Genomic DNA, 25166 nt, shown 5'->3' on the forward strand with positions numbered 1-25166 from the left:
TTCAAATGCGAATAAATTAGATGAAGGATGAAGGATGAAGGATGAAGGATGAAGGATGAAGGATGAAGGATGAAGGATGAAGGAAAATAATCCTTTATCCTTTATCCTTCAGAAAAAATTTACTTCTTGATCATTCGGAAGACTTCCGTTCCTACTTTCACTACATACATCCCTTTTCGGAGTGCCGTAAGGTCTATCGTTGTCGTTTGTGATACTTCTAGACTTTTCACGACAATACCCTGTACGCTGATCATAGAGACAACCTGTGGTCTATCCACCTCAATGGTTAAGTAATCTTCTACCAACGTCGGATATACTTTAGATGCTTCTTTGTTTAGCAAGCCAAAAGGAGTCTTATTGGTATCCAGTCTATTGCCAGAAGTCAGCGTATAACTGCTCCAGCTAATATCATCTAACTGAGGGTCAGCATTATTGAACCCCTTGAATGATACATTGACAGTGCCTTCTGTATCGATATTACTCAATGTGAAGATGTTTGTACCTGAATTCACCTCCATCTCAAAAGTCCCTTGCTGCACACCATTGATCCATACTTCTACTCCACTCTTCTGGGCAGTGCCTGTAGGAGCAGCCTTGAAGCTTAGGCTACTTATTCCATTAGGGATATCAGCGGAAAGACTTCCATTGACACTATTGGATAGCTTGATCGTATTGCCGTTGATAGTAGACGTACGCTTGGCTTGCACATAGCTCCATACGATATTATCATTTCCGGTAAAGGAACCATCTGTCCACTGATTCAGGGTCGGTAAATTGTCGAAGGTTTCTAGGCCATCATCTGATGTCACCGAGATTGGCTTATAGGTAGCTGTAATTGTTACTCCATGTGCCGGCATGGTTAGCGTAGTTGTCGCATCGAATTTATTATTCAGATTACTTACTCCTCCTGTCCATTGGTCAAACTCCTCTCCCGCTGCCGGAGCATCCGCCACTACTGTAACAACACTACCTTCCTCATAAACACCGGAACCTGTACCTCCTGCTACTGTCAAGTTATAAGTAGGTTGTACCACCTCAAAACCGGTCCAAGAAATATCATCCAACTGTACATCGGAGGTATTCATTCCTACCAACTGTAAGGCTACGTCCCCTTCATACTCCAGGTTATTAATGGTGATGGTCTGTACTGCAGATGCCTTCTCGATAGTATATTGAAAAATAGAGGTCCCATTAATGAATACCTCTACTCCACTTGGACTACCTGTCCCAGTAGGTGCGGCTTGAAAAGACAAACTACTCATTCCTCCCGGAAGCGTTGCAGATAGACTTGCCCCTGCACTATGATCTAGCTTGATTGTATTGCCGTTGATCGTAGACGTACGCTTCACCTGCACATAGTTCCAAGTAATATTATCATTACCGACAAAACTACCATCCGTCCACTGGTTTAGGATAGGCAAATTGTCAAAGGTCTCTAATCCTCCACCAGAAGAGGTCTCTACTGCCTTATACGTTGCGGTCACTGTCATACCATTGGCAGGCATGGTTACCGTAGCCATAGGGTTGAATGCATCATCCAGATTATTGACTGCCCCTGTCCATTTATCGAAGACTTCCCCCGCTGCAGGTGCATTGGCAGAAATACTAATCGCTGTACCTACTTCATACTGTCCTGAACCAGTACCATTGACTACATTAAGTGTATAGGTTGGTTGAGGGGCTGTGCTATAGTTGGCAGTAACACTCACATTCGCTGCTGGCATGGTCAATGTTGTCGTCAATGCACTGGCATCTGAAAGATAAGTAACATCTCCTGTCCATCCCTCGAAGACTTCACCTTCAGCAGGGGTATTAGCAATAATGGTCACTACCTCTCCTGCTTCATAGTTTCCACTTCCATTACCGTTTGTCACCAAAAGCGCGTACATCGATGCTGTACTTTCACCATACCCTACCCAGCTGATATCATCCAACTGCACATCTGAATTATTGAATCCTACAAACTTTACGTCAGCGACTGCCGATTCATTGATTCCATCAATCGTAAATTGCTGAGGAGCTGCGGCTTTATCAATATTGAATTTTCCAACCGAAACATTATTGACAAATACCTCTACCCCACTTGTATTTCCGGTTCCAGTAGGGGCTGCCCAGAATGACAAGGACTCTATTCCTGACGACAAGGTTCCTTCCAAGGCTCCTCCTTCACTATTATCCAACTTGATCGTGTTGCCGTTGATGGTACTCGTCTTTTTGGCCATTGTAAAGTTCCAGACAAATCCTTCATCTCCTGTAAATGCCCCCGTGGTCCAATCACTTGTATTTCCTAGCAAGGTAAAGGTCTCGTTTCCTTGCACTGGGTTGCCATTGGCTTTAGCATCCTGCATCACTGTAATCTGCTGCTCCCCACAACCCGTAAGCGTCACCACTGCAGTTCGTTCCTTGTAGGTGGTATTGGTGGCTGCGGCTACCTGTAACTGATCACCCGACAACGCCGCACTCACCCAAGAGGCACTTGTCGTGATCGAAAAGCTATCATCGGAAGTTGCTGTAACCGTCGTAGCCCCTCCTTCTGCCCCAAAAGATGCCGTTGTTGAAGATAACTCAATAATACAAGAGGCTGGCGAATTCTGTTTTACCGTAATGATTTTCGTTTCACAACCATTAATCGTTACCTCAGCGACTCGTTGTGCCCCCATATTTTCCGTTACCGAAATCGATACATAATTACCACTTCTATTGGCGGTCAACCATGAAGCTGTGCTACTCACCGTCCAACTTTGATCCGAAGTTACAGGGATAATCGTATTATCTACTTCATTCCCAAACGTATGCTGTGCCTTACTTACTTCTAGACAGGAAGTTGCTAATTGTCTTCTCCAAGGCCCTGTACCTGCTAAGGCAATATAAAAGTAAGGTGTTCCATTCTCTATCTTTACCCTTGCCTGATTGGCCGTTGGGTTTTCGATCATACGGTTATTGCCTGATGCCATACTCCAGTCTCTCCAGCTTACCGTTCCATCCGACTTAATCTCTCCTAAGAAACATCCTAGCCCTTTCTTGTGTGATGTCACCTCCGTAATGGCAACAATATACTGCTCATAAGCAGCCAAGCCACGAATAGCAATAGGCTCATTCGGCTCTATCCACTTCTCTGGTCTTAGCTCCAGAGACTTTGCTATATCAAACCCTGTGTACTCCCAACTACTAGCAGCACTCCAATTGGTTGCTCTTGGGTTTTTGTTCAAGTGAATCCCATATTGTCCATTAATTGTACCCGAAGCCACCAACCAAGTCTGTCCTCCATTTTCAAAAACATACATGTCGTTGATATTCTGCAAAGTCGCTTCTCCGTCCGTCCATGCGTATGTTCCATCGGTTTGTCGAATCCCTTGGTAGATACTTCCGGCACTTCCTGACCCTGCCGATCGAGCATAAATGTAATTGCTGTTATTAGGGTCAGCATAAACATCCCTGATATCACGGTAAGCCATATTACTGCTAGAGATCTTTCTCCAAGAACCTGTTCCATTAAACGTAGCTACCACATCGTCTGTGACATACACTCCTCCTTCAATTGTTTCTCCTCCCCAGTTCTTCCCTCTGGTTGATACGTATACCCTACTCACATTATTCGGGTCATAAGACATCGCACGATAGTTTCGGGAAGGTAGGCCATTGGTGGTTCCCACAGTATTTGGGATATCCCCTCCAATCAATACCCAGTCTGGAGTATCCCCTATGGTTTGCTCATCAATGACTTTGGCATATAATCCTCCTGCCGACTGGCTCGGTGCGCCATATCCTTTACGGGCATCAATCAATACTAATGCAGGGTTGGTAGGTACTGTCAAGACAGACATCACATTGGTAATTCCCTGAGGACCATGCTCAGAAGTCCAAGAGTACCCATGATCCAAGCTCTGAAGCAATCCATGATCGGCATTTCCTTGTACCATATAACTACCATAGCTATCCACATCGTAGCTATAAGGAGAGGCAAAACCTCTTTCACGTGACATAGCCAACCCATTATGATAATAGATCACTTCTCCATATACTTCTTTCCAGGAAGAACAAGGGTATTCCGGTACATCTACATCCGTTAGGAAGACATTCATTCCACCCATGGAAATCACCTGATGCTTACTCCAACTCGCTGGAGAATAGTCGAATGTTCTTACGATGAAATCCCTTACCTCCCAGCTTGGTTCAAAGTCATAGCAACGACCTGCTTTCGGCAAGTTGAGTACGTCAGTCCAATTATGAGCTGTAATATTTCCTGAAGCATCCAGGTCTACCGTACCTTCCCATAATCCCAAACGATTGGCATTATCATTCCAGACCGTCCCCAAAAGAATCTTATGTTGAGAAGTCGTAGAACGAGGATCAACTTTAGGGTCATACCACTCTGCTGTTTCCGGAAGATTGTTTATAATTTTCTGCCAACTTCCCGGTACGCCACTGGCGTTCAGTTTTGCAGCGTAGATTGCCCATCTTTTTTCTGCATAGGTAGCACCACCTTGTGTTTGGTAAGTCGCATAAAGATATTGTCCATCTGGAGAAACTGCTACCCCTCTAGCTCCTCCGTCCGGTCTTTTGGCAATCGTTGTAGCATTCCCGGGGTCTCCCAAAGCATCGGTCGGTTTGGTCACCTCTACAAATGAGTCTCCTCCATTCGTAGAATAAAACACTCCTGCCGCTGCACCTATGTAAATATTATCGGTGGTAGGGTGCATGGCTACCCCAAAGACATTTCGGTACCCCGTACGAGTGGTATAGTTGACCGTACTCCAGGTCTGTCCAGCATCTTTTGAGATATATAGGTCTCTTGCCCCGTTGAACTTATCTGTTGTCAGGTTTTGTACGGGACTAATCAAAGATGCCTGCCCCTTTTGAGGATCTTTATTTTGCCATCCCGGAGCCAGAATGACCGTTTGATTATCAAAGGAAACCCCTATAGAAGCAATCGCATCTCCTCTGGTTTCTTCAATAATGTCCCATGTTACATCGTGGTAATCTGGTGCATTGGAGTTCGTGGAGACATGTGCTCCATATAGTCCCCCTTGATATGTTTTTGCAGTAGAGGGATCTCCTTTTTCCTGTGCTATCACAAAAGCCATTCCGTGACTCAGGTCTTTACTTACGAAATTCCAGGACTGCCCAAAATCATCCGACCGGTATACGCCTTCCATATCACTAGAGAACCATATACGTCCTTCTACATTTTGATCAAAATAAACATCCTGAATTTGTCCTCCCCCTCCCGGGTTAAGGCTTTCCCAGCGATCCTTTTCCCCCCATTGAGAAGGAGGAGCCGGTACTTGTGCATTGGTTGTTCTAATTGCTAACAAACCAATTAGCAATCCTAGTACATGTGTCAGTTTCAACAGTTTCATTTAAAGCAAATGATTTAAAATAAATAATTGATAGGTGAAAAGTGTGTGTGTGTGTAGAATGGGTTGTTTTCGCCTATACTTTAGTTGATCGTGTTGAAACTACGCTTATCTACCTACGAAAGGGTTTATTTTTCAAAATCAAGAGAAATAGAATTTTCTCCTAACACTTAAAATTAAAACACAAAACATTGATTATCAGATAAATAAATTCACGAAGGTGTTTTATACTGAAACACTAAAGATCTTCTTACAGAATTGCTTCATTTAAGAATCAGGAGAAAATTGAGGGAGAAATAGAGGGGGAGTTGTGAGTTATGAGTTATGAGTTATGAGTTATGAGTTATGAGTTATGAGTTATGAGTTATGAGTTATGAGTTATGAGTTATGAAATTTATTTAAACCATAAGCGATAAACAATAACCGATCAACCTAATAATGAAGATAGTATCAACTTTCCCCCCTATAATTTTATCCATGTTTTTTAATCCAAAGTGATCTCAACGCCCTGTAAGCGTTCTTGAAACTATAAGTATTAAGGTTGATGCTATCCCAGTGGATTAAGGTTGAATAAATAACCGTCATACTACCCAACAGCTTTGTTGAATCGTTGAATCGTTGAATCGTTGAATTTCACCTTTGGTGAGTTGATTCGAGTTGATAAGTTGTATGAGTACATATATTTATTATCAATCAACAGTTCAACTCGAATCAACGAGCGAAGCTCAATTCAACGATTCAACGGTTCAACAGAGCTGGCTAGTAGTATGACGGTTATTTATTCAACCTTAATGAACTGCGGCCATGTTTATCAATTATTATTTCTAAACGATAAGCGATAACCAATAAACATTAACCTGTAATACTATTCATCAATTATTTTTTCATGAACCTTTAAATCTTATGAGACACAAAATTATATACGTTCTCGCCTTATTGTTTTTTTGCCAATGCAATGTATTGACTAATACCTCTAATGATCAGACGACTACTAACGATCAAAAGCGACCTAATATTATCTGGTTAGTGGCAGAGGATTTAAGCCCAAGATGGGCCGCTTATGGAGATTCTTTGGCACATACTCCCCATATGAATACCTTATCGGAGCAGGGTGTTGTCTTCGATAATGTTTTTTCTGCCGCGGGGGTTTGTGCTCCCAGTCGTTCTTCTCTTATTACGGGCATGTATCCAAGCAGTATTGGCACGCAGCATATGAGACAGTCCAAGAGTGTGATTCCTATGCCGGGTGTCCCTAACTATAATGCCGTTCCTCCTGCCGAGGTCAAGGCTTTTCCTGAGCTCCTTCGAGCTGCTGGATACTGGACATCCTCTTATCGTAAGCTAGACTATCAGTTCGGAAATCCTTTCACGATATGGGATGAGGTCTCTGATTACCCTTCTTGGAGAAATCGCAGCAAAGAAGATCAAGATCGTCCATTCTTTATGTATTACTCTTTTGAGATTACACACGAAATCAATATTTGGCCAGACAGTACCAAGGAGAAGTTTTTCAAAGATTTTAATATTGACGTCACAGCCCTTGCGCCTGACGTGCAAAAGCGTCCTCCTTTTGATCCTGCCTATACTGTTAATCCAAAAGATGTCGACGTTCCTCCTTTCTTACCAGATAATGAAGTAAGCCGCTCGCATATTGCCCGACTTTATGATAATATCAGTCGCATGGATGTACAGATTGGTAAGATTCTCCAAGAGCTTAAGGAAGATGGATTAATGGACAATACCATTATTTTCCTCACCTCTGACCATGGAGATTGCTTGCCAAGAGCCAAAAGATGGATCTATGATAGCGGGATCAAGTGCCCATTGGTCATTTACTTTCCGGAGAAGCTTAAGCCTACCCGTTACCAGCAAGTACAAAGAGACACTGCCTTATATAGCTTCTTAGATTTTGTCCCTACAGTACTGGAGTTAGCTAATGTGGAAATACCTAAATATATGCAAGGAAAATCGATGATCAGTACACTAAAAGAGCAGCCAAGAGATTATATCTATGCTGCCCGTGACCGTATGGATAATCGTTATGATACGCGAAGAGCTGTAAGGGATCATCGCTACAAGTACATTCGTAACTTCCAACCTGAAGTACCCTATAGTCAGCCTATCAAGTTCCTAAATCAGATGCCATTGATGCAAAATATATTTGCCTTAGAAAAGGAAGGGAAATTGAATAAGGCACAATCCTATTGGCTTTATCACCCAAAAAACACAGCAGAAGAACTCTATGATTTACAAAATGATCCTTTTGAACTCAATAATCTAGCAGCTGACACTACGCAGTATGAAAGCGTACTAAAACGTATGCGAGGAGCATTAAAAGAGTGGCAGCAGGAAGTCAATGATCTTTACTTGGAAGAAGAAGTCGTACAAGCCGAACGTATGTGGCCAGGAGGTAAGCAACCTGTTACCGATTCTCCTGTTTACGCAATACAGGATCAAAAAATCCACCTGACTTGCTCTACGGAAGGTGCCACGATCGCCTATCAATATCCCGACCATAACAGGTGGCATATCTACACGACTCCATTACCTCTAGAGGAACTAAAAAATGGCGTGAAAATAAAAAGTATACGTTATGGTTATCAGCCGAGTGAAGAAGTACAAGTACAGTTGAATTTTTAGTGAAGAATGAAAAGTGAAGAATGAAGAATAGTGGTATTTATTCTTCATTCTTCACTTTTCATTCTTCATTAAAAACTCTTCATTTCTTTCAGCCTTTGCTGCAGATACATTGCACGCTCTTTCTCTTGAAGCATACGATTATTTTGTTCCAGCGTATCTTCCTGTAGGTTATAAAGTTGTCCTGTTTCCACTCCTTCTGGTTCTACGATACGAGGTTTACTGAATCCCCCAGACCCCAAATGCTCAATCCATTTCCAGTTCCCATGCTGTAGCGCAAAAGTACCTACCTGAGAATGATAAACGGCCTCTGTTCTTCCCTGCCAGTTTTCTTCTCCTGATACTACTCCGGCAAAGCTATGGCTATCAACCCCTTCTCCCTTCTGTAAGGAGATATTTAATAAGTCTGCCAATGTCCTCATCACATCATTCAGCATCACTAGCTCTCCGCTTTGACGCGCTGGGAGTTGGTTCCCCCAGGTCATAATCAGAGGTACTCGGTGTCCCCCTTCGTATAGATCTCCTTTCTGCCCTCTCCAACCCGCATTGGCGGCATGTCCTTCTCCTCCATAGCTATCAATTCCCTTGAGTGGTGCTCCGTTATCAGAACTAAAAATAATAATCGTCTCCTCCTGCAAGTCCAATGCTTTTAATTTAGCTGTGATCTCTCCTACACTCCAATCAACCATTTGCACAAAATCACCATAGGTCCCTACTCCTGACTTACCCTGAAAATCTTTTGTAGGCAACCAAGGCGTATGGGGAGCTGTCAATGGAACATATAAAAAGAAAGGTCCATCCTGATTACGCTCAATAAAAGCAGTCGATTGCTCTAGCAGTTGCCCTAATACTTCTTCCGGCTCAAAATCAGGTGTTGCAGGACCTGATCGCCAAAAGGTATTTTGGGTAAGGGTCGTATCTTTTTTTGCTTGCAATGTAGCGGTTAAGGATCCCGTATAATGTCCATTTTCTACAAATCCGTAGGGAGGCATATCCAAAGAAGCACTAATCCCATAGAAATAATCAAAACCGATCTTCTGATGCCATAAGGTATCTGTAAAAGGTGCATCCAGTACCACATCATTTTCCTTTGCCAAAACCTGAAAGTAAATTTTCTCTTTCGTTCGCTCTTTATAATCGGAGTCCTCCTTCAACTGCCAAGGAAGCCCTAGATGCCATTTCCCTATCATTCCGGTTTGATATCCCAATTGCTTGAGCATCTTAGGGATGGTCATTTTCTCAGGAGTAATCAAGGGTTGGTCATACCCAAAAAGCACTCCGCTTTTGAGTTTGGAGCGCCAACTATATTCTCCTGTCAACAAGGAGTAGCGAGAAGGTGTACATACTGCCGAGGCTGCATGCGCATTGGTAAAGCTGAGTCCTGATTTGGCAAGGCTATCGAGTACAGGTGTTTTTAAGGCCGATTGTGGTTGATAGGCACTGATATCACCATACCCTAGATCATCTGCCAGGATTAAAATCACGTTGGGATATTTTCGCTTTTCTGAACAAGAGGAGCACCACAATACTCCTATTATTCCTAAAAAATAGATGTATTTCATTCTTTTTAATATCATTTTAAAAAAGATATATATGTTTATCGGTTATCGCTTATAAACGACAAGCGATAACCGATAAACACTACATAGCGTCTCTACATAGAGGCTTGTTGTACTTCTACACTATCCATCTGATAGGTAATGCCTCCCGAGTTTAAGAGTTGCTGATGTCCTACTCTGAAGCGATCGACCTTAGTACCATCTTTCAGTAATGCATGACTAAAATAGCTTCCTTGTCTTCCTGTTTTCTCCAAGACTACTTGTTTTCCCCCATAGACATATTCATCTAAATGTAAGACCGTTTTTTGAAATTTCGGTGTCGTCAACTGATAAATAGGGATTCCGGGGGCATCAGGGAAAATGCCCAGCTGGGCAAAAACCAACCAAGCGGAAAGCGTTCCAGCATCATCATTTCCAGGAATACCATCCGGACTATTGGTATAATGCTCTGCAGTTTCTTCTTGTATATAACGCTGTGTCAACTGTTCTTTTCCTTTGATATAATTAAAGAGGTAAGGATAGGTGATGTCAGGTTCATTGGTCAAGTCAAACTGTCCTTCATCAAACAATCGTTGCAACTTTTCGTAAAATACCTTCTCTCCCATTAATGCTCTAAGAGAATCAATAGCATGGGGGACAAAAAAGTTATACTGCCAGGCATTCCCTTCTACAAAACCTTTTCCTCCACTCATCTTCCAACGTATATCGAAATGTCGATCCAAAGGATCAAAGGGTTGCATCCAGGAACCATCCTTACGTTTTGGACGGAAGAACGATGTTTCCGAGTCATATAGTTTTGTAAATGACATGCTCTGTTTATAGTACTTTTGATAAAGGTCCTCTTTACCTAATGCCTTTGCCAACTGTGCAATATTGTAGTCGGCAAAGTTATACTCCAAGGTGGTCGAAACAGGTCCCCAAACAATCCCATTAGTAAAGGTAAACTGTTGAGGGTCTCCTCCCCTATCATCAATAGGAATATACCCCAGATCCAGATAATGCTGATTTCCCGGTCTGATAGGATTATGTTCTCTTACCGAGGCTCCCTTCAGCATCGCTTCCAAGGCCGTTTCAGCATCAAAATCAGTAATCCCTTTCAAATAAGTATCTGTAATAACCGGAACAGCGGGGTCTCCTACCATCACATAGGTATCATAACCAAACAACTCCCACTTAGGCAACCATCCTCCTTCCTTGTACATTTCTATCATGGATTGGACCATATCACACTCCTGCTTCGGGTACAAAAGCGATAACAAAGGATGTAAACTACGATAGGTATCCCATAAAGAATACGTACTATAGCGGGTATACCCTTCAGCCATATAGACACTATCCGTCTCATTGTTTTTATAGGCTCCGTTAACATCACTAATGACATGGGGCAAAAACAGGGAATGGTACAAAGCGGTATAGAAAACCGTTCTCTCATCTTCACTACCTCCTTCTATTTCTACCTTTGACAGCGCTTCATTCCAGGTTTGTTGCGCTTCTTCTTTCAAGGTATCAAAATCCTTTACTCCTTGCTCTGTTTGCAGGTTTTGAAGTGCATTTTCCGTTGAGACAAATGAAATGCCCACACTCACCTCCACAGGTTGATCTACAGGATCAAAGACCCACAGTACTCCGGCTTGTGCTCCTTCGACCGATCGCTTACTACTCTGCTGTTTATTTTCCAACATCTGTACGCTAGTAGGTTTAGTATGCACCTTCATGGCAAAATAAATCTTTGCATTTTTCTTCACTCCACAAAAACTCCCATCATGCTGGAATCCCGTGACCAATTGCTCATTGACCAAATTAACTCCTCCCCCTTTTTTATGACTCATATTAGCACCTATATCCAACATCAAATTAAGGGGAGCAGTCCCTTCTTGAGGGATCACCTTAAAACGAGTACTTCTTTGTGTAGCCGTCATGGCAACCTGAAGCTGATGTTTATCTAATTGTACATTATAATATCCCGGAGTAGCCTCTTCTTTACTGTAAGTAGATTCGAAATGCGTAATATCCCACTGAAATTCTCCCCTTGAGAACTTTAAAGGTACGGCTCCAGCAATAGGGCACCCCAAACCCGATAAATTTACACTTCCAAACCCATAAATATAAGGATCCCCATAACGATAAACGGCAGGATTGGTTGCCCGATTTCTAAAGTTGATCGTATGGGGAGTAGCTGCTGCCAGTCCCCAAGGCAAGGCCGCACCAGGATGCGTATTGCCTTCATTAGTAGTACCAATAAAAGGATTCACCCACTGCGTTACATCAGCGGTAGATCTTGGAATACGTTCAAGGGAAGGTGTTGGCTGACAAGCCTGTACTCCCATCAAGAGTATACTCCCCCATATCCATTTTATATATCTTTTCATGTTTATTTAAAATTTTGTTGATTTCAGGAAGTAACTCTTTCGTACTTCGCTGCTCTTGTGCTGGTAAAATTTCCCAATACCAGTCTACTTGAAAGTCTGTCGTGTTCCCAGGCTTTACCGCTTGATAATTTCCATGTACCTCCACCTCTACCATGGGTAAAATTGGAGAGACATACACTTCTATCTCAGCTTGCTCAGGAGCTATTTTTTCTTTTGATTGATCTTGTATAACCTTTACCAAAAGTACGTGACGATCATAGTAAGCTACCCAGCCTTTTCCGTCCAGAAAAAGCTTATTTTCTGTTCTTCCAGGAAGCTTTAAATCTGTTGATGCTATCTTAAAATCATATACCCCTTCTGTTTTTTCATACAAGGTATTCTCCGTGGATTGCTTATGGTAAAGTGATTGCTTTCGTTTCACTTCCAAAGAAGTCTCAAAAGCTTCTCCCACAGCAGAAAGTAAGCGTCCTCCTTTGGGGTGTCTACTCACCTCCCAATGACCAAAGGCTAACGTTTCTTGAGAAGCATTATAGGCTTGATACTGAATACGTAAATGCTCCTCCGTTTGTAACTCATATGTTTTTCTTACTCTTAAACCCAAGGGAGCACTCACAGCACTCTGTACTACAAGTTGGCTTTCCTCTTGTTCTATCACCTCATACGCACCTTTGTCAATCGCCTCTGGAGGAGGCCATTGCCACATACTTTGGGGAGAAGGCCACCACACTGCACCTGATAGATCGATATCCATTTCCGCTCCTGCCAACAAAGGTATTTCTCCATAATGCAATTGATCCAAACGACCTCCCTTAGCCGGTAACAACCTCACTTTTGTTTTTCCATTTTCCAAAATCACTTCCTCCATATCGTTATGCTGTTTTTGTGGCGTCCAAGAACAAGCGCACAATAGCAGAAAGAAAATAAATCGTTTCTCCATCATTTAGTTTTCCTTGTTTTTATCAGGATGTACTCCCCACTCTTTCCTTCTAGATTCCAGATAGTTTGGATTTTCCTTTGGCAGGTCTGCCCCCATGGATTTTAAATGTTCTTGAAGTTGGTCATACAAGCGTTTTGTCACCGCTGGCTCTTGGACTGATAAATCATATCTTTCTGAAAGATCATTCTCCAAATCATATAGCTCTGACGTTTCCGTTAGATGATTATAAATCAGCTTGTATGCTCCAGATCGAATCGCAGAAGATGGTTCTCCATGATGATATACCGGATAATGCCAAAAAACAGCTCTATTTCTTAGCTGCTCCTCATTCTTTTTATTGGGCAAAATACTCACTCCATCCAAAAGACGATTCTTTGTACCGATACCCGCTAGTTCCAGAAATGTTGGATATAAATCCACTCCTGTCACCACTTCTTTATTTTCTACCTGCATAAAATCTTTATCATTCCACCTAACCATCAAAGGAACACGTATACCTCCTTCGTAGAGGTTTCCTTTTTCACCCTTTAAAGGAGCATTGGAGGTGACAGGCTGATTGCGGGTATATTTCAGATACTCTTCCCGGTAAGGTTTATGTAGCCCACCATTATCACTATAAAAGAAAACCACTGTATTGTCTGATAACCCTAACGTATCCAATTGATCCAAGAGTCGACCGACATTATCATCCAATGACTTTAACATACCGGCATACCAGGGGTTATTGATTTCCTCCGAAGGCTCCTTTGCTTGAAATGGCGTAAGGTATTGTTCCGGTACTTCCAAAGGCAAATGCACTGCAAAATGAGAAACCACCAGACAAAACGAAGTATCCTTATTGGCTTCTAGAAATTCCAATGCATAATCTGTGAGTGCATCCGTCAAGTATACCGAATCCTCGATTTGCTGCGGAGGATAAAACTTTTCTTTCAGTCCGTAATAAGCCCCTCCTCCTTGATACATCACAACCTCCTCAAACCCTTGCTTATCAACGAAGAAAGGCTCCTCATCTCCTAAGTGCCATTTTCCAAAGTATCCCGTTTTGTATCCATTCTGCTGCAATACCTCCCCAAATGTTTCTATTTCCAGCGGAAGATGCTGTATTCGGTTGATCACCGCAGTTTTCTTCTCGTAAGGACGCCAATGCCCGGGAATCCAGTCGGTCAACCCTACTCTTGCAGGGTACTGTCCTGAAAACAGCCCTGCCCTGGCAGGAGAACATACTGGTGCTGCTGCATAGGCATTGGTATATTTCATGGTCTCTGCGGCAAAAGCATCTATGCGAGGAGTTTCATGGTAAGTATTCCCATAACAACCAAGGTCTGACCAGCCGAGGTCATCCACATAGATCAACAGGATATTTGGTGGAGTGGTCTTGGGCGATTTAGACGTTTGGGCAAAGGATACACTGCTCAAAAAGGCTAGTAATACAAATACTATCCCCTGTGCTTTTTTATTAAAAAGTCTCATAATTCATTAGCGTGTTTGGTAAAAGAGGTTGTATCAACAATCAATAAAGTTTCAAAAGCCTTGATCAAAGGATTGCTCCAATGTTGCCCGCTTAACGAAACATTGGTTATAGAGAAGATAGTACAAACCCGCTACAGGTCGTAGCGAGGACGCTACGACCAGTTTCTACCTATTCTATTGTATTAATAGTTTGGATTCTGCGCCAAGTTTGGATTGGCAATGATTTCCTCCTCAGGAATCGGAAGGACTTCGTTTTTCCCTTTCACGAAACCAGGCATTTGCGCAGGATCTGCAATGGCTGGCACATTAGCTCTTTTACCCCAACGTACCAGATCAAAGAAACGCTGAAACTCAAACGTTAGCTCCAATCTTCTCTCTGTAACAATTCTTTCGAAAAAGGCTTCCTTATCCAGTCCTGCCGGAAGCACATCTACCTGTGCTCTTTCTCTTACCTGATTAATCGCACTATAAGCTTCTGCGGTAGGGCCATTTACCTCATTTTCGGCTTCGGCAAATAACAATAGAACTTCTGCGTAGCGCATCACTCTAAAGTTAGTGCCTACCTGATTAAATGGAGACCAGTCGTTCGGAGCTTTTACAAACTTTCTTACGGCAGAAAATGGTTCCCCATTAGTTTCCGCTGCTCTTACATGCCACTGCTTAGCGGCAACCGGATCTGGAGCAATTGGATTCCAGTTGGCCCATACATCCCCTGGTCTGGCAATAGTAAAATAACGTCTTACGGCATTTTCCTCTGGACGAGCATTAAAGAAGGCATTCACTTCTGGAGATGGTAGCCCATTGGCAAAGCCACCTCCATTACGAGGACTTAAAGCTGAAGCTACCCAATTGGCTCTGGAGGCAATTGGATCATCCTTATCTCTCCAAGGGTTAGTTCCTGCCACATTGGCTTGCTGAATCTCAAAGAGAGACTCAACGTTATTTTCTGTCCCTTCCAAGAAGTTATCATTAAAAGGTACTAAGGCATAATCACCAAACTCTCCATCGATCACTTTTTTCAGAGCTGTTCTTGCCTCTCCATATTTTTGTTGGTAAAGGTATACTTTACCCAAAAATGCCTGGGCAGCACCCGCTGTCGCCCTGCCAATATCATCGCCTTCATAAGCCAGCGGTAAGGTGGCTGCCGCATCCATAAAATCTTTCTCGATTTGTGCGTACACCTCTTCTTCTGTATTACGCTCGGGTTGAAACATCGGATCGTCCAGGCCTCCTGAAAAGGACTCCGTATACAATGGAACTCCACCATACAAGCGTACTAAGTTAAAATAATAGAAACCTCTCAAGAACTTAGCCTCTCCCAAAATTCTTGTTTTCATCTCTTCGGTCTCTTGTGAAAACTGGATTTCTGGTACTTGCTCCAACACAACATTGGCTCTGGAAATCCCAACATAGCATGCTTCCCAAGCACGAGGAATAAAGTTTTGTGTCGTAGGATTAAATCTAAACTCTGGATATTCCATCAGTTGATTTGCCCCAGAGGTAGGAATTAGATCCCCGCTCATAAAATCGAGCATATACCTATGGCGCTTGAACAAGCCTTGCCAATGTAAAGGGCTATACATCGCATTAGAGGCTGCAATCGCATGTTCTTCTGACTGGTAAAATGTATTGGCATCCAGTTGTTGTTCGACAATAGCATCTTGTAAAAACTCTTCAGTACAGCCTGATGCAAACAACAAGGATGATCCTAGTATTACCGATAGTAATTTATATTTCAGTTTCATATTGATTCTCATGTTTTAGTGAATGATTAAAATCCAATTTGCGCTCCCAGTACAAATGTCTTTGGTGTTGGGTACAACTGTGCTCCCTGTACACCAGAGAAGGTGGCACTTTCCGGATCATATCCAGAGAAATCGGTGATTGTAAATAGGTTTTGTGCTGAAGTATACAATCGACAGCTTGACAATCCGATCACTCCTACTGCTTTCGCAGGAATCGTATACCCTAGCTGAACATTTCTCAATCTCAGGTAAGAAGCATCTTCTACCCAATAGGAGGATACTTCATCATTATTACTCAGGTTACTCGGAATCGCTCTTGGAGTATCTGAATTGGGATTTGTCTCCGACCAGGCATCCAATACATCCGTAGTCATATTATAGGTATTGTAATACCCCTGTGTGTAAAACTTGGTCTCATTAAATACCTCATTGCCATAAACTCCTTGTAGTTGAAGAGAGCAATCAAACCCTTTATATTTTGCAGACATAGAGAAACCATAAATGATGTCCTGGTTACCGTCTCCAATGAAAGTACGGTCATCATTGGTAATCATTCCATCCGGAACTCCTTCAGGTCCACTGATATCCTTGTATTTGATATCTCCCACAGCAGTCCCTGGCAATGGGGTTGGGCCATCGTTCAATTCCTCTTCAGACTTATAAATCCCATCTGCTTGATATCCATAAAGTGCAAATAGAGAGTTACCAACCTCTATCCTATTTCTAGGTACAAAATAAGAGTTCCCATAGCGTTCAATGGCCTCTAATCCATAAGCCAATTCTTTCACTTCGTTATTCAACAAGGTTGCGTTGGCACTAATATTATAGGAGAAATCACCTTTTTTATCTCCATATGACAAGTCAAACTCCCATCCTTTGTTCTGTACTTGTCCAGCATTCAGGTAAACGGCTCCTACACCTGTCGCTTTAGGCAAGTTGAATCTCAACAAAAGATCCTTAGAGTTTTTGACAAAATAATCTACCGTCAAACTCAAACGATTCCTTAGAATTGCCATATCCAAGCCCAAGTTCAATTGCTCCTGTTTCTCCCATACCAAATCTCTATTAGCTACCTGACTTCCCGGAGATACTCCATTCACTAAAACATTTCCATTAAAAATCGTTTTTGAATTCAAATTAACTACCGATTGTGTCGCACTAGCATTAATTTGATCATTACCCAAATACCCATAACTACCTCTTAACTTCAATAGGTCGAAGAAGCCATCTTCCAAAAAGCTTTCCTCACTAATCACCCATCCCAAGGAAGCTGACATAAAATCTTCAAAAGCATTTTCTGCAGTAAACGCAGAAGAGCCATCTCTACGGTAATTGAACATCGCCAAGTACTTTCCATCGTATCCATAAGAAGCTCTACCAAAATACGAAAGCATTCTTCTTTGTGAGCGACCACCCTGAAGGTCACTGACACTCTCTGAAGCGTTAATTACTGGGAATGCCTCACTAATGTTTTCTCCTACTACAGAGGTATGTTGATAAGATGTTTCATTGGCAATAGCAGAATGCCCCAACAACACGGCTACATCGTGCTTCCCAATCATACGCTTAAAGTTCAGCATATTTTCCAATAAGATAGACGACTGATCAGTTCTACGCTCCGTCACTTGCTTGCCATTCTGTATACTAAGGGGTGTTTGCCCATTGCCTAGATCGAACTCAGGAGCAAAGTAACGATTAAAAGTACCTGCCATGTCCGCTCCTAAACTCAATTTGTAGGAGAAGCCATCAAAAAACTCATACTGTGCATAGACGTTCCCCAGAAAGCGATTAATTCTTCTGGTGTTTTCAATCAACTCCTGAGCAGCAATAGGGTTCACTTTGTTCAATGCTCCATCACCTGGTTGAGGACCATTAAACCCTCCTACATTGTTTTCATTTCTGATGGCTACTGCAGGAGATTGTGACAATGCCCAGTTCAACATTCCTCGGCCATTAACCACATTCTGGTCTCTAAAATTAGAGTGAGAATAATAGAATGAGTTACCTAGTTTTAAGTTATTAAAATGGGTATCTGCATTTAATCTTACGGAAGTTCTGGTAAAGCCTGTATTGAGGATCATTCCGTCTTCCTGATAATGATTCACTGAAGAAGAGATATTGGTATTCTCCGTACCACTGGTTGTAGAAAGCTCATAGTTTTGAATTCTTGCATCATTCAACAAAGCACTTTGCCAATCGGTAGATTCTGTCAGCGTTGTCCCGTCCAAATTAGCAAAGCGTTCCAGTTCTGCATTATCCTGAGCGGCATTCCAAACAGTTTGATAGCCTTGGGCATCCAACATATCCAGCTTCTTAGAAGGAGTCTGTACACCAGCATACGTATGGAAGTTCACTGCTGTCTTTCCTGCTTTTCCTCTCTTAGTGGTGATAATAATTACTCCATTGGCCGCTCTTGCCCCATAAATTGCTGGTGCTGAAGCATCTTTTAATACGTTAATGGATTCAATATCTGATGTATTCAAAGTGGCTAATGCGGATCCATTGGTTACAATGACATTGTCAATCACATATAACGGGTTACTTCCCCCTGTGATACTGGATGTACCTCGGATCCTTACATTATGTCCTGCCCCTGGCTGTCCTGAACTTGAAGTTACCTGTAAACCCGCTACCTGTCCCTGCATGGCTGATGCCATATTGGATACCGGTTGTCCCTCAATGCCTTCGGCTTTGATTGTCTTCATAGCACCCGTTACATCTTTCTTTTTCTGGGTACCATAACCAATTACCACAATATCATCTAACAACGCCATGGCATTAGGTAATACGACTTTAAGCTCTTTTTGCCCTGTATAAGGGATTAACTTTGTTTCATATCCTATATAAGAGATTTGCAACACCACATCGCTACTGGATAACTCTAAACTAAAGTTACCATCAAAATCAGTGACGGCTCCATAAGTTGTTCCCTGTTCGACTACATTGGCACCGACTAAGGGAATACCACTTGGATCTATTACTTTACCTGTCACAGTCTGTCCCATGACATGACCGGAAAATGCTAATAATAGCATGAGAAAAACGGCTAGTTTTCTTTCATTCATCATATTCGTATCGAGAAGTAATAAAAATTATTTAAGTACATGTCGAATGATATCCTTCGATCATTTGTACCGAAAAGTGCCCATAAAATCCCCTCCTGAACTACGATTTTTAAAATTCGGATAAAAATAAGTGTCATTTATACAGCAAAAATAGTGTTTTCTTCCTACTAGTGGTCCAAACACTAAGTTTTCTGATAGAAATAAAGGAGCTACTTCCATATGGATAAAGGAGGAAGGATAAAGGAGTAGAAACCCCTGAATAGCAATCCTTCATCCTTCATCCTTAAACCCCTTGACAGTAGCACTTAACTATAAGTTTACTTGGCGTTTAGTCCACTAGTGAATTAATTTTCAATTTTTTAATTAGAGTGAATCACCCAAAAAAGCTACTGGACTAGTTCTAGCGTATCTTAATTATTGAAAATTATCAGATGACATCATAAAAAAAATGTTGCCCCAACTTGTGAGCAACATTTTATTAACCTAATCCAAAAACACATTCAACTAATCTCTTTTATTAATCCACCAGGGTGCAGTGACTATCCATAGTAAACTTCCCCACAACATGAACTGCTGATACCGGTCCATAGGTATCCAATCATAAAACAACAAGAAGGCGGGAAGAATGGTCGCCACCAAACCAACGTAGGAAAGTGGCTTTAGGAGATACTTAATTATATTCATTGACTTGTAATTTTTTTGATGATACTGCTTCCATTCGTTGCTGTGCTTTTGTCGCCAAAACATATACTACAAGGCCTATGACCCATCCAGGAATGGCCGCAAAGAAGTAGAAATCAAATGAAAACAGATAGTATATAAGATAAGAGCCTGCAATCGCCACCACCCAGGTTACCCAAACTGAAGGGTTGTATTTCAGTTGTTTTTTCTCAGCCCAATTAGAGAGCATTCCTAACTTTGGAAGAAGAAATATATCTGCAAAAACAATTGCACCTATAGGAGTTGCACATAAAGCATATATTCCTAAAAACTGGTCTAACTTGGCAACTATGGCAGGAAAACAAGCTAAAATAGTCATCAAGATGCCTACTGCCAGTGTAATTTTCCATCGAGGTACTTGGGGCATTAATCCTTGTATCGCCAAGCCTGAGCGGTAAATCGTAGGATTTGCCGTCGTCCATCCTGCGATAACGACACAAAGCAACCCCGCCACTCCTGCTCCCATATAAGCAATTTGCCCGGGAGATGGGTTATCAATGCCATTTTTAAGTGCTACCGCACAAAGGATTCCTGATGCCACCCATGCCATATAATGCCCGATAAACATTCCAAATGCAGAAGCGATCCCATAAGATGCTTTTTTTGCATACCGATAAATTGACATATCTGCCAACCCCATATGCATCGCACTATTACACAACCAGGCAAATATCATAATATGCCAAAAGGTATACTTGGTCTGTCCTTCTACTGGGGTACCACTCCATATCTCATTTTGGGCAACTGCCATAAAATCACTCCAATTTTTCACCCCTAAAGAAGGGAGCATCGCTACCCCTGCCGACAAAAAGACAAAAGGCATCCAAGGAGCAAAGATATTTGCAAACTTGGATACACGGTCAAATCCAAAAGTAGCCACTACAGCGATTACCATACCGATAACAAAGATAATAGCCACCCACAAAGGGTTTTCCGGGTATAAGTCTGTCAACCCAGGCCCTTTCAAGTTCAAGACAATCCCAATAGCCGAAGCTGAAACTCCTACCATGGCTGCAGCCGTAACACCAAAAAGTAATCCATTCACACTGTTGTAAATACTCACCACTCCCTTACCACTGATCCGTTCCAATTGGTAAAAAATTGTTGTCCTGGTTTTTACTGCCGCAGGAGCACAAAGCAATACCCAACTTAGGGTTGCCAGAATATTTCCGACCAATAACCCCCAGAACACATCGACCGCTGCAGCACCGTGCAAAACAAACAAAGGTCCTATCACAAATTCAGTCCCAGCAATATGTTCCCCGGAAACCATTCCTACAAAGCTTTTAAACCCCTTGACTTTTGAAGGAGGTACCGATTCTCGTTCATACTCATTGACGCTTCCAGCTGATTCCTGTAAAAATGTCTTTATTCTTTTCATATGTGTTATTGTTAATTATCCTTCTCAAACAGTTGATTTTTTCTATTAGAAAACTTCTAATTTCAAAATCCACAGAAGGTCCTTAGGTAAACGTGACCTCTTCCTCAACCCATTGGTACACCTTCTCCTCCTCAAATGCCCTATCATTGACCAATATAGCGGCTCCTATAGCAGAAGCATTCCCAAAAACACTCGCCTTAATTGAAAATTCTGGCAACATCCCCTTCAATAATCTCAGATACACTTTATTATGGATAAACCCACCATCCACATAAATGTGTCTAATCGATTGGCCTTCCAAAACAAGTCGCAGAGAGGCTACCTGTAAAGTCACCAACTCATGCATTAAATGTAGATAGGCCTCTTCATAGCACTCAAAAGAAGAGAAATCAACTTCCCCTTGATTATTGAAATCATAAACATCCGGACGGAGGTAAGAAAAATTCCAACGGAAATATTGTACAGGCTGTTGAAAACTAGTAGGAATGACCATCTCATTTTGAGAAGAAAAGCCATGATGATAATCTTTCTCCTTACCAAAATAGTCTGCTAACTTCTTTTCCTGAAGCGCATATTCTTTACCTAGCATTAAACGAGATGCCTTAACACTTTTCCCTTCCGGAGACAAAAAAAGAAGACAGTCTTTATGCAATTCCTCTAACGTTAGTACCTGATGGTTGAAAGGGTTCATACAGATACTCCACGTTCCCGTACTAATCAAAACGAAAGGCTCCTGCAGTGACCGGTAAGGAAGTAATGCAGCAGAACTATCGTGTATTCCCATCCCTACTTTTACGGATTGTCCCCACACTTTTACAAATCTGTACGGAACGGAGGCTTCTACCTCAGGCCACGTAATCTCTGGTAAGGCTTTTTCCAGCCATTTTGCCATTTGCTGCGCCCTAAAATCCCACATCCCGGTATGACACCCCAAGGAGGTATACTCCTGTACCATTTCCCCTGTCATTAAGTAGTGAAAATATTGAGGTAGATGAAGCACATAGTTTACTTGCCTATACTGTGCAGGCTTTTCCTGCTTAAGCCACAATAATTGATTTCCTGAGTTGAGCATTCCCATAAAAGGACTAGAGGTTTCCTTCTCGAACTGCTCTTTTCCACCTTCAAAAAAAGTAAACAACCATTTTTTTGAATACTCAGGAAAAGGCTTGAGATAGTTATACATAGGCAAAAGCTCCCTTTTGCCTTGATCCAACAATACAAAAGAAGCCCCATAGGTGGAGAAATTCATGCCTACCACAACATAGACAGGATGAGAAAAATAAAACTGACTACGTTCCTTGACCCACGTCTTCAACAGTTTTAGGTCTTCTGTTGGAAATCCCTCTTCGTCTTTTTGCTCTGGAAAACGTTGGTACTCCTTCTCCACTACAGCATACTCCCGGTCAAATACAAATAGTTTCTTATTCGTCTTACCAATATCGAATACCAGAATAACTTCCTTTCTACTCATAGTCCAGATGCCTTAACGTACAACCCTCTTTTCTCGATCAATTGCTCTCGCAATTGATACTGACGGTAATATTGTAATGGATCATAAGCTCCTCCCTCCTGTATTCTTGCCTCTGCCACTACAGGGCGAACATCCGTGCGATAAGCATCCTGAAGGATTTCCTGTGCATACGTTACATCATTGGCCAACTGTGTTTCTTTCAGCGCTTTATAATCTACCATCAAAGCCTGTGCATAAGCTAACATGATGGCCTCCACGGACTGTAAAATATCTTCCAGAGGATCTTTGATATTATGACTGGCATCAATCATCCACGCCAAGGAAAGCGAAGGGTTATCCTTCATACCTTTCACCAGCTCACAAAAAATAAGGAAGAGTTGATAGGGCTTCAGTGCCCCTACGGTTAAATCATCGTCCCCATATTTGGAATCATTGAAATGAAATCCTGCCAACTTATTCTTGTAAATCAAAGTTGCTACAATCTGTTCTATATTGGTATTGGGCAGATGATGCCCCAGGTCTACTAACGTCTTAGCTTTTGGCCCTAAGCTTTCCGCCAATAGATAAGATGTCCCCCAGTCACTGATGACAGTGCTATAAAAATTAGGTTCATAGGGCTTATACTCTATAAACATTTGCCAGTCTTCCGGCAAATAATCATACACTTCTCGAAGGGATTCTTCCACACGCTGCAACGCTTCTTTGAAGTCCAATTGCCCGGGAAAGCTAGCCCCATCTGACAACCATACGGTCAACGACTTGGACCCCACCAATTGTCCTTGATCAATCACCTCTTTCATATGTGCTATCGCTTGATTTCTCACCGCTTTGTCTACATGACAAAGAGAGCCAAACTTATAAGATAGAGATTGTCCCTCTTGATCCTGAAAAGTATTGCTATTGACTGCATCAAAAAGAATTTCATATTGAGCAGCCTCCTCCCTGATTGTCTGAATTTCGTCCTCAGACAAGGTATCCCAAGGAATATGGAGAGAGATGGCTCCACTGGAACGATTTAGCTGATGCAAAATTCCTACATCCTGTATTTTTTGTTGTAAATCCCCGGGCTCTCCCGCTCCTGAAAATCTACCAAAGCGGGTTCCTCCTGTTCCTAAGGCCCAACTAGGAATGGCAACCTGAAATGTTTTTAGCTGTTGAACAATATCCAATAGCTGATCATCTGTTATGTTTCGAGATACTTTCAAATAGTCTAGCGCCTTGAGGTGCTGCAAACGATAGCTCTCATTAAATGAATTAATATCTTTTAACTGCATGGTGTAAAACAATCTACTTATACTAACATGACATGGAACCTCCATGTGTTATTTTCACGATGCAACAAGATATTTTAATCAGGACTGAAACTTATTTCATTTCTTGAATCAAGAGGATTTTCAAGAAAGTAAAAGGAAAGGAATCACTTCAGGAGTTTTTTTTAGACAAAAAAAACCTCATTAAAAATGAGGCTCTTTCTTTATAAATATGAAAATGAAAAAGATTATAATCGCAGCTAAACTATATGAGTATACGATTTTTTAGACTTTTCGGCTAACAGTTTCTGTCCCAATCCGTAATGGTGTACTTTTTTTGTACAAATCAAACCTTTTACCCTTGGCGTAAGTCAAGAAAAGTCCGTGATAATACAAATTAGATATGAATGACTAGTGAACTGAACGCCAAGTAAACTTATAGTTAAGAGCTATTTTTAAGGGGTTTAAGGAAGAAGGATAAAGGAATAGGAACCTATGGATGGTAATCCTTTATCCTTCTTCCTTCCTCCTTTATCCATTTGGAAGTAGCACCTTTATTTCTATCAGAACACTTAGTGTTTAGACCACTAGTCATACTTCAGCGTAGCAATTTACTTTGGTTGAATGCTATTGGTGAAACGAGGGACCGTCCCTGCCCGTTAATGTCTGGGCGACCACACGGGGTCGCCCCTACTACGTTTTACGTTTTACGTTTTACCTTTTATCTTTGTGAGGGCGACCACGTGGGATCGCCCCCACCTTTTTATATTTATTATAATTAACACTAAACATGGCTAAGAAAGTCTACTACCTATCCACTTGTGACACTTGCAAAAGAATCATGAAGGCGCTTCCTCTGGAAGATTTTGAACAGCAAGATATTAAGCATGAAGCCATCACTCAAGAACAACTAGAGGAAATGCATGCGCTATCAGGGAGTTACGAAAGTCTATTCAATCGTCGTTCCAGACAATATGCGGCAAGAGACCTTAAAAACCAGAACCTATCTGAGGATGACTACAAACAATTGATTTTGGAAGAATATACCTTCCTAAAACGTCCGGTCTTCTTAGTCGATGGAGAGATTTTTATAGGAAACAGCAAAAAAGTTGTGGAATCCCTAGGGGTAAAGCTTGGGTAACTATGCATATCCCTATAAATTCTTGTACCTTTGTAAGAAAACAGAAAGATTCAAAGTTTAACAT

Annotated in this window: 13 protein-coding genes; 2 read left to right on the forward strand and 11 right to left on the reverse strand. The window is 41.8% G+C overall.

All coding sequences use genetic code 11. The annotated features are described in order from the left end of the window. Positions 1-119: 119 nt before the first annotated feature. Positions 120-5360 carry an InlB B-repeat-containing protein gene (locus ABD985_RS11135; RefSeq protein WP_345371737.1) on the reverse strand — a complete coding sequence of 1747 codons (5241 nt, stop codon included), beginning with the start codon at positions 5358-5360 and terminating at the stop codon, positions 120-122. A gap of 900 nt (positions 5361-6260) precedes the next feature. Here ABD985_RS11135 and ABD985_RS11140 point away from each other — a divergent pair. Further along, entirely contained in the window at positions 6261-7997 is a 1737-nt protein-coding gene (locus ABD985_RS11140; RefSeq protein WP_345371739.1) for a sulfatase family protein, read from the forward strand. Between the two features lie 68 nt (positions 7998-8065). Here ABD985_RS11140 and ABD985_RS11145 read toward each other — a convergent pair whose 3' ends face one another. The 10 genes from ABD985_RS11145 to ABD985_RS11190 all read right to left on the reverse strand — a co-directional run bounded on the left by ABD985_RS11145 (position 8066) and on the right by ABD985_RS11190 (position 23985). Then, positions 8066-9556 carry a sulfatase family protein gene (locus ABD985_RS11145; RefSeq protein WP_345371740.1) on the reverse strand — a complete coding sequence of 497 codons (1491 nt, stop codon included), beginning with the start codon at positions 9554-9556 and terminating at the stop codon, positions 8066-8068. 92 nt (positions 9557-9648) lie between these two features. After that, a complete protein-coding gene (locus ABD985_RS11150; protein ID WP_345371741.1) occupies positions 9649-11922 on the reverse strand; it encodes a GH92 family glycosyl hydrolase in 2274 nt (757 codons plus the stop codon). Beyond that, entirely contained in the window at positions 11843-12862 is a 1020-nt protein-coding gene (locus ABD985_RS11155) for a DUF4380 domain-containing protein (protein ID WP_345371742.1), read from the reverse strand. The genes ABD985_RS11150 and ABD985_RS11155 overlap by 80 nt, the downstream gene beginning before the upstream one ends. Further along, positions 12863-14329 (reverse strand): sulfatase, encoded by a 1467-nt coding sequence (locus ABD985_RS11160; protein WP_345371743.1) that lies wholly within the window; start codon positions 14327-14329, stop codon positions 12863-12865. A gap of 182 nt (positions 14330-14511) precedes the next feature. Beyond that, positions 14512-16086, reverse strand: a complete 1575-nt coding sequence (locus tag ABD985_RS11165; RefSeq protein WP_345371744.1) for a RagB/SusD family nutrient uptake outer membrane protein — start codon at positions 16084-16086, stop codon at positions 14512-14514. A 14-nt stretch (positions 16087-16100) separates the two neighbouring features. Then, on the reverse strand, positions 16101-19109 hold the full coding sequence (locus tag ABD985_RS11170; RefSeq protein WP_345371746.1) for a SusC/RagA family TonB-linked outer membrane protein: 3009 nt from the start codon (positions 19107-19109) through the stop codon (positions 16101-16103). Between the two features lie 534 nt (positions 19110-19643). Further along, positions 19644-19823 (reverse strand): hypothetical protein, encoded by a 180-nt coding sequence (locus ABD985_RS11175; RefSeq protein ID WP_345371747.1) that lies wholly within the window; start codon positions 19821-19823, stop codon positions 19644-19646. Further along, the gene (locus tag ABD985_RS11180) at positions 19810-21240 is read right to left on the reverse strand and encodes a purine-cytosine permease family protein (RefSeq protein ID WP_345371748.1); all 1431 of its coding nucleotides are present in this window, start codon (positions 21238-21240) and stop codon (positions 19810-19812) included. Before ABD985_RS11180 ends, ABD985_RS11175 begins: the two co-directional genes overlap by 14 nt. A gap of 82 nt (positions 21241-21322) precedes the next feature. Beyond that, positions 21323-22711, reverse strand: a complete 1389-nt coding sequence (locus ABD985_RS11185; RefSeq protein ID WP_345371750.1) for an FGGY family carbohydrate kinase — start codon at positions 22709-22711, stop codon at positions 21323-21325. Next, entirely contained in the window at positions 22708-23985 is a 1278-nt protein-coding gene (locus ABD985_RS11190) for a sugar isomerase (protein ID WP_345371752.1), read from the reverse strand. The genes ABD985_RS11185 and ABD985_RS11190 overlap by 4 nt, the downstream gene beginning before the upstream one ends. Positions 23986-24751: 766 nt before the next feature. On the opposite strand from ABD985_RS11190, the gene ABD985_RS11195 reads away from it, so the two are divergent. Further along, positions 24752-25102, forward strand: coding sequence for an arsenate reductase family protein (locus ABD985_RS11195; protein ID WP_345371754.1), 351 nt, complete (start codon positions 24752-24754; stop codon positions 25100-25102). The last annotated feature ends 64 nt before the right edge of the window (positions 25103-25166 follow it).

Source organism: Algivirga pacifica, assembly GCF_039543525.1.
Classification (GTDB): domain Bacteria; phylum Bacteroidota; class Bacteroidia; order Cytophagales; family Flammeovirgaceae; genus Algivirga; species Algivirga pacifica.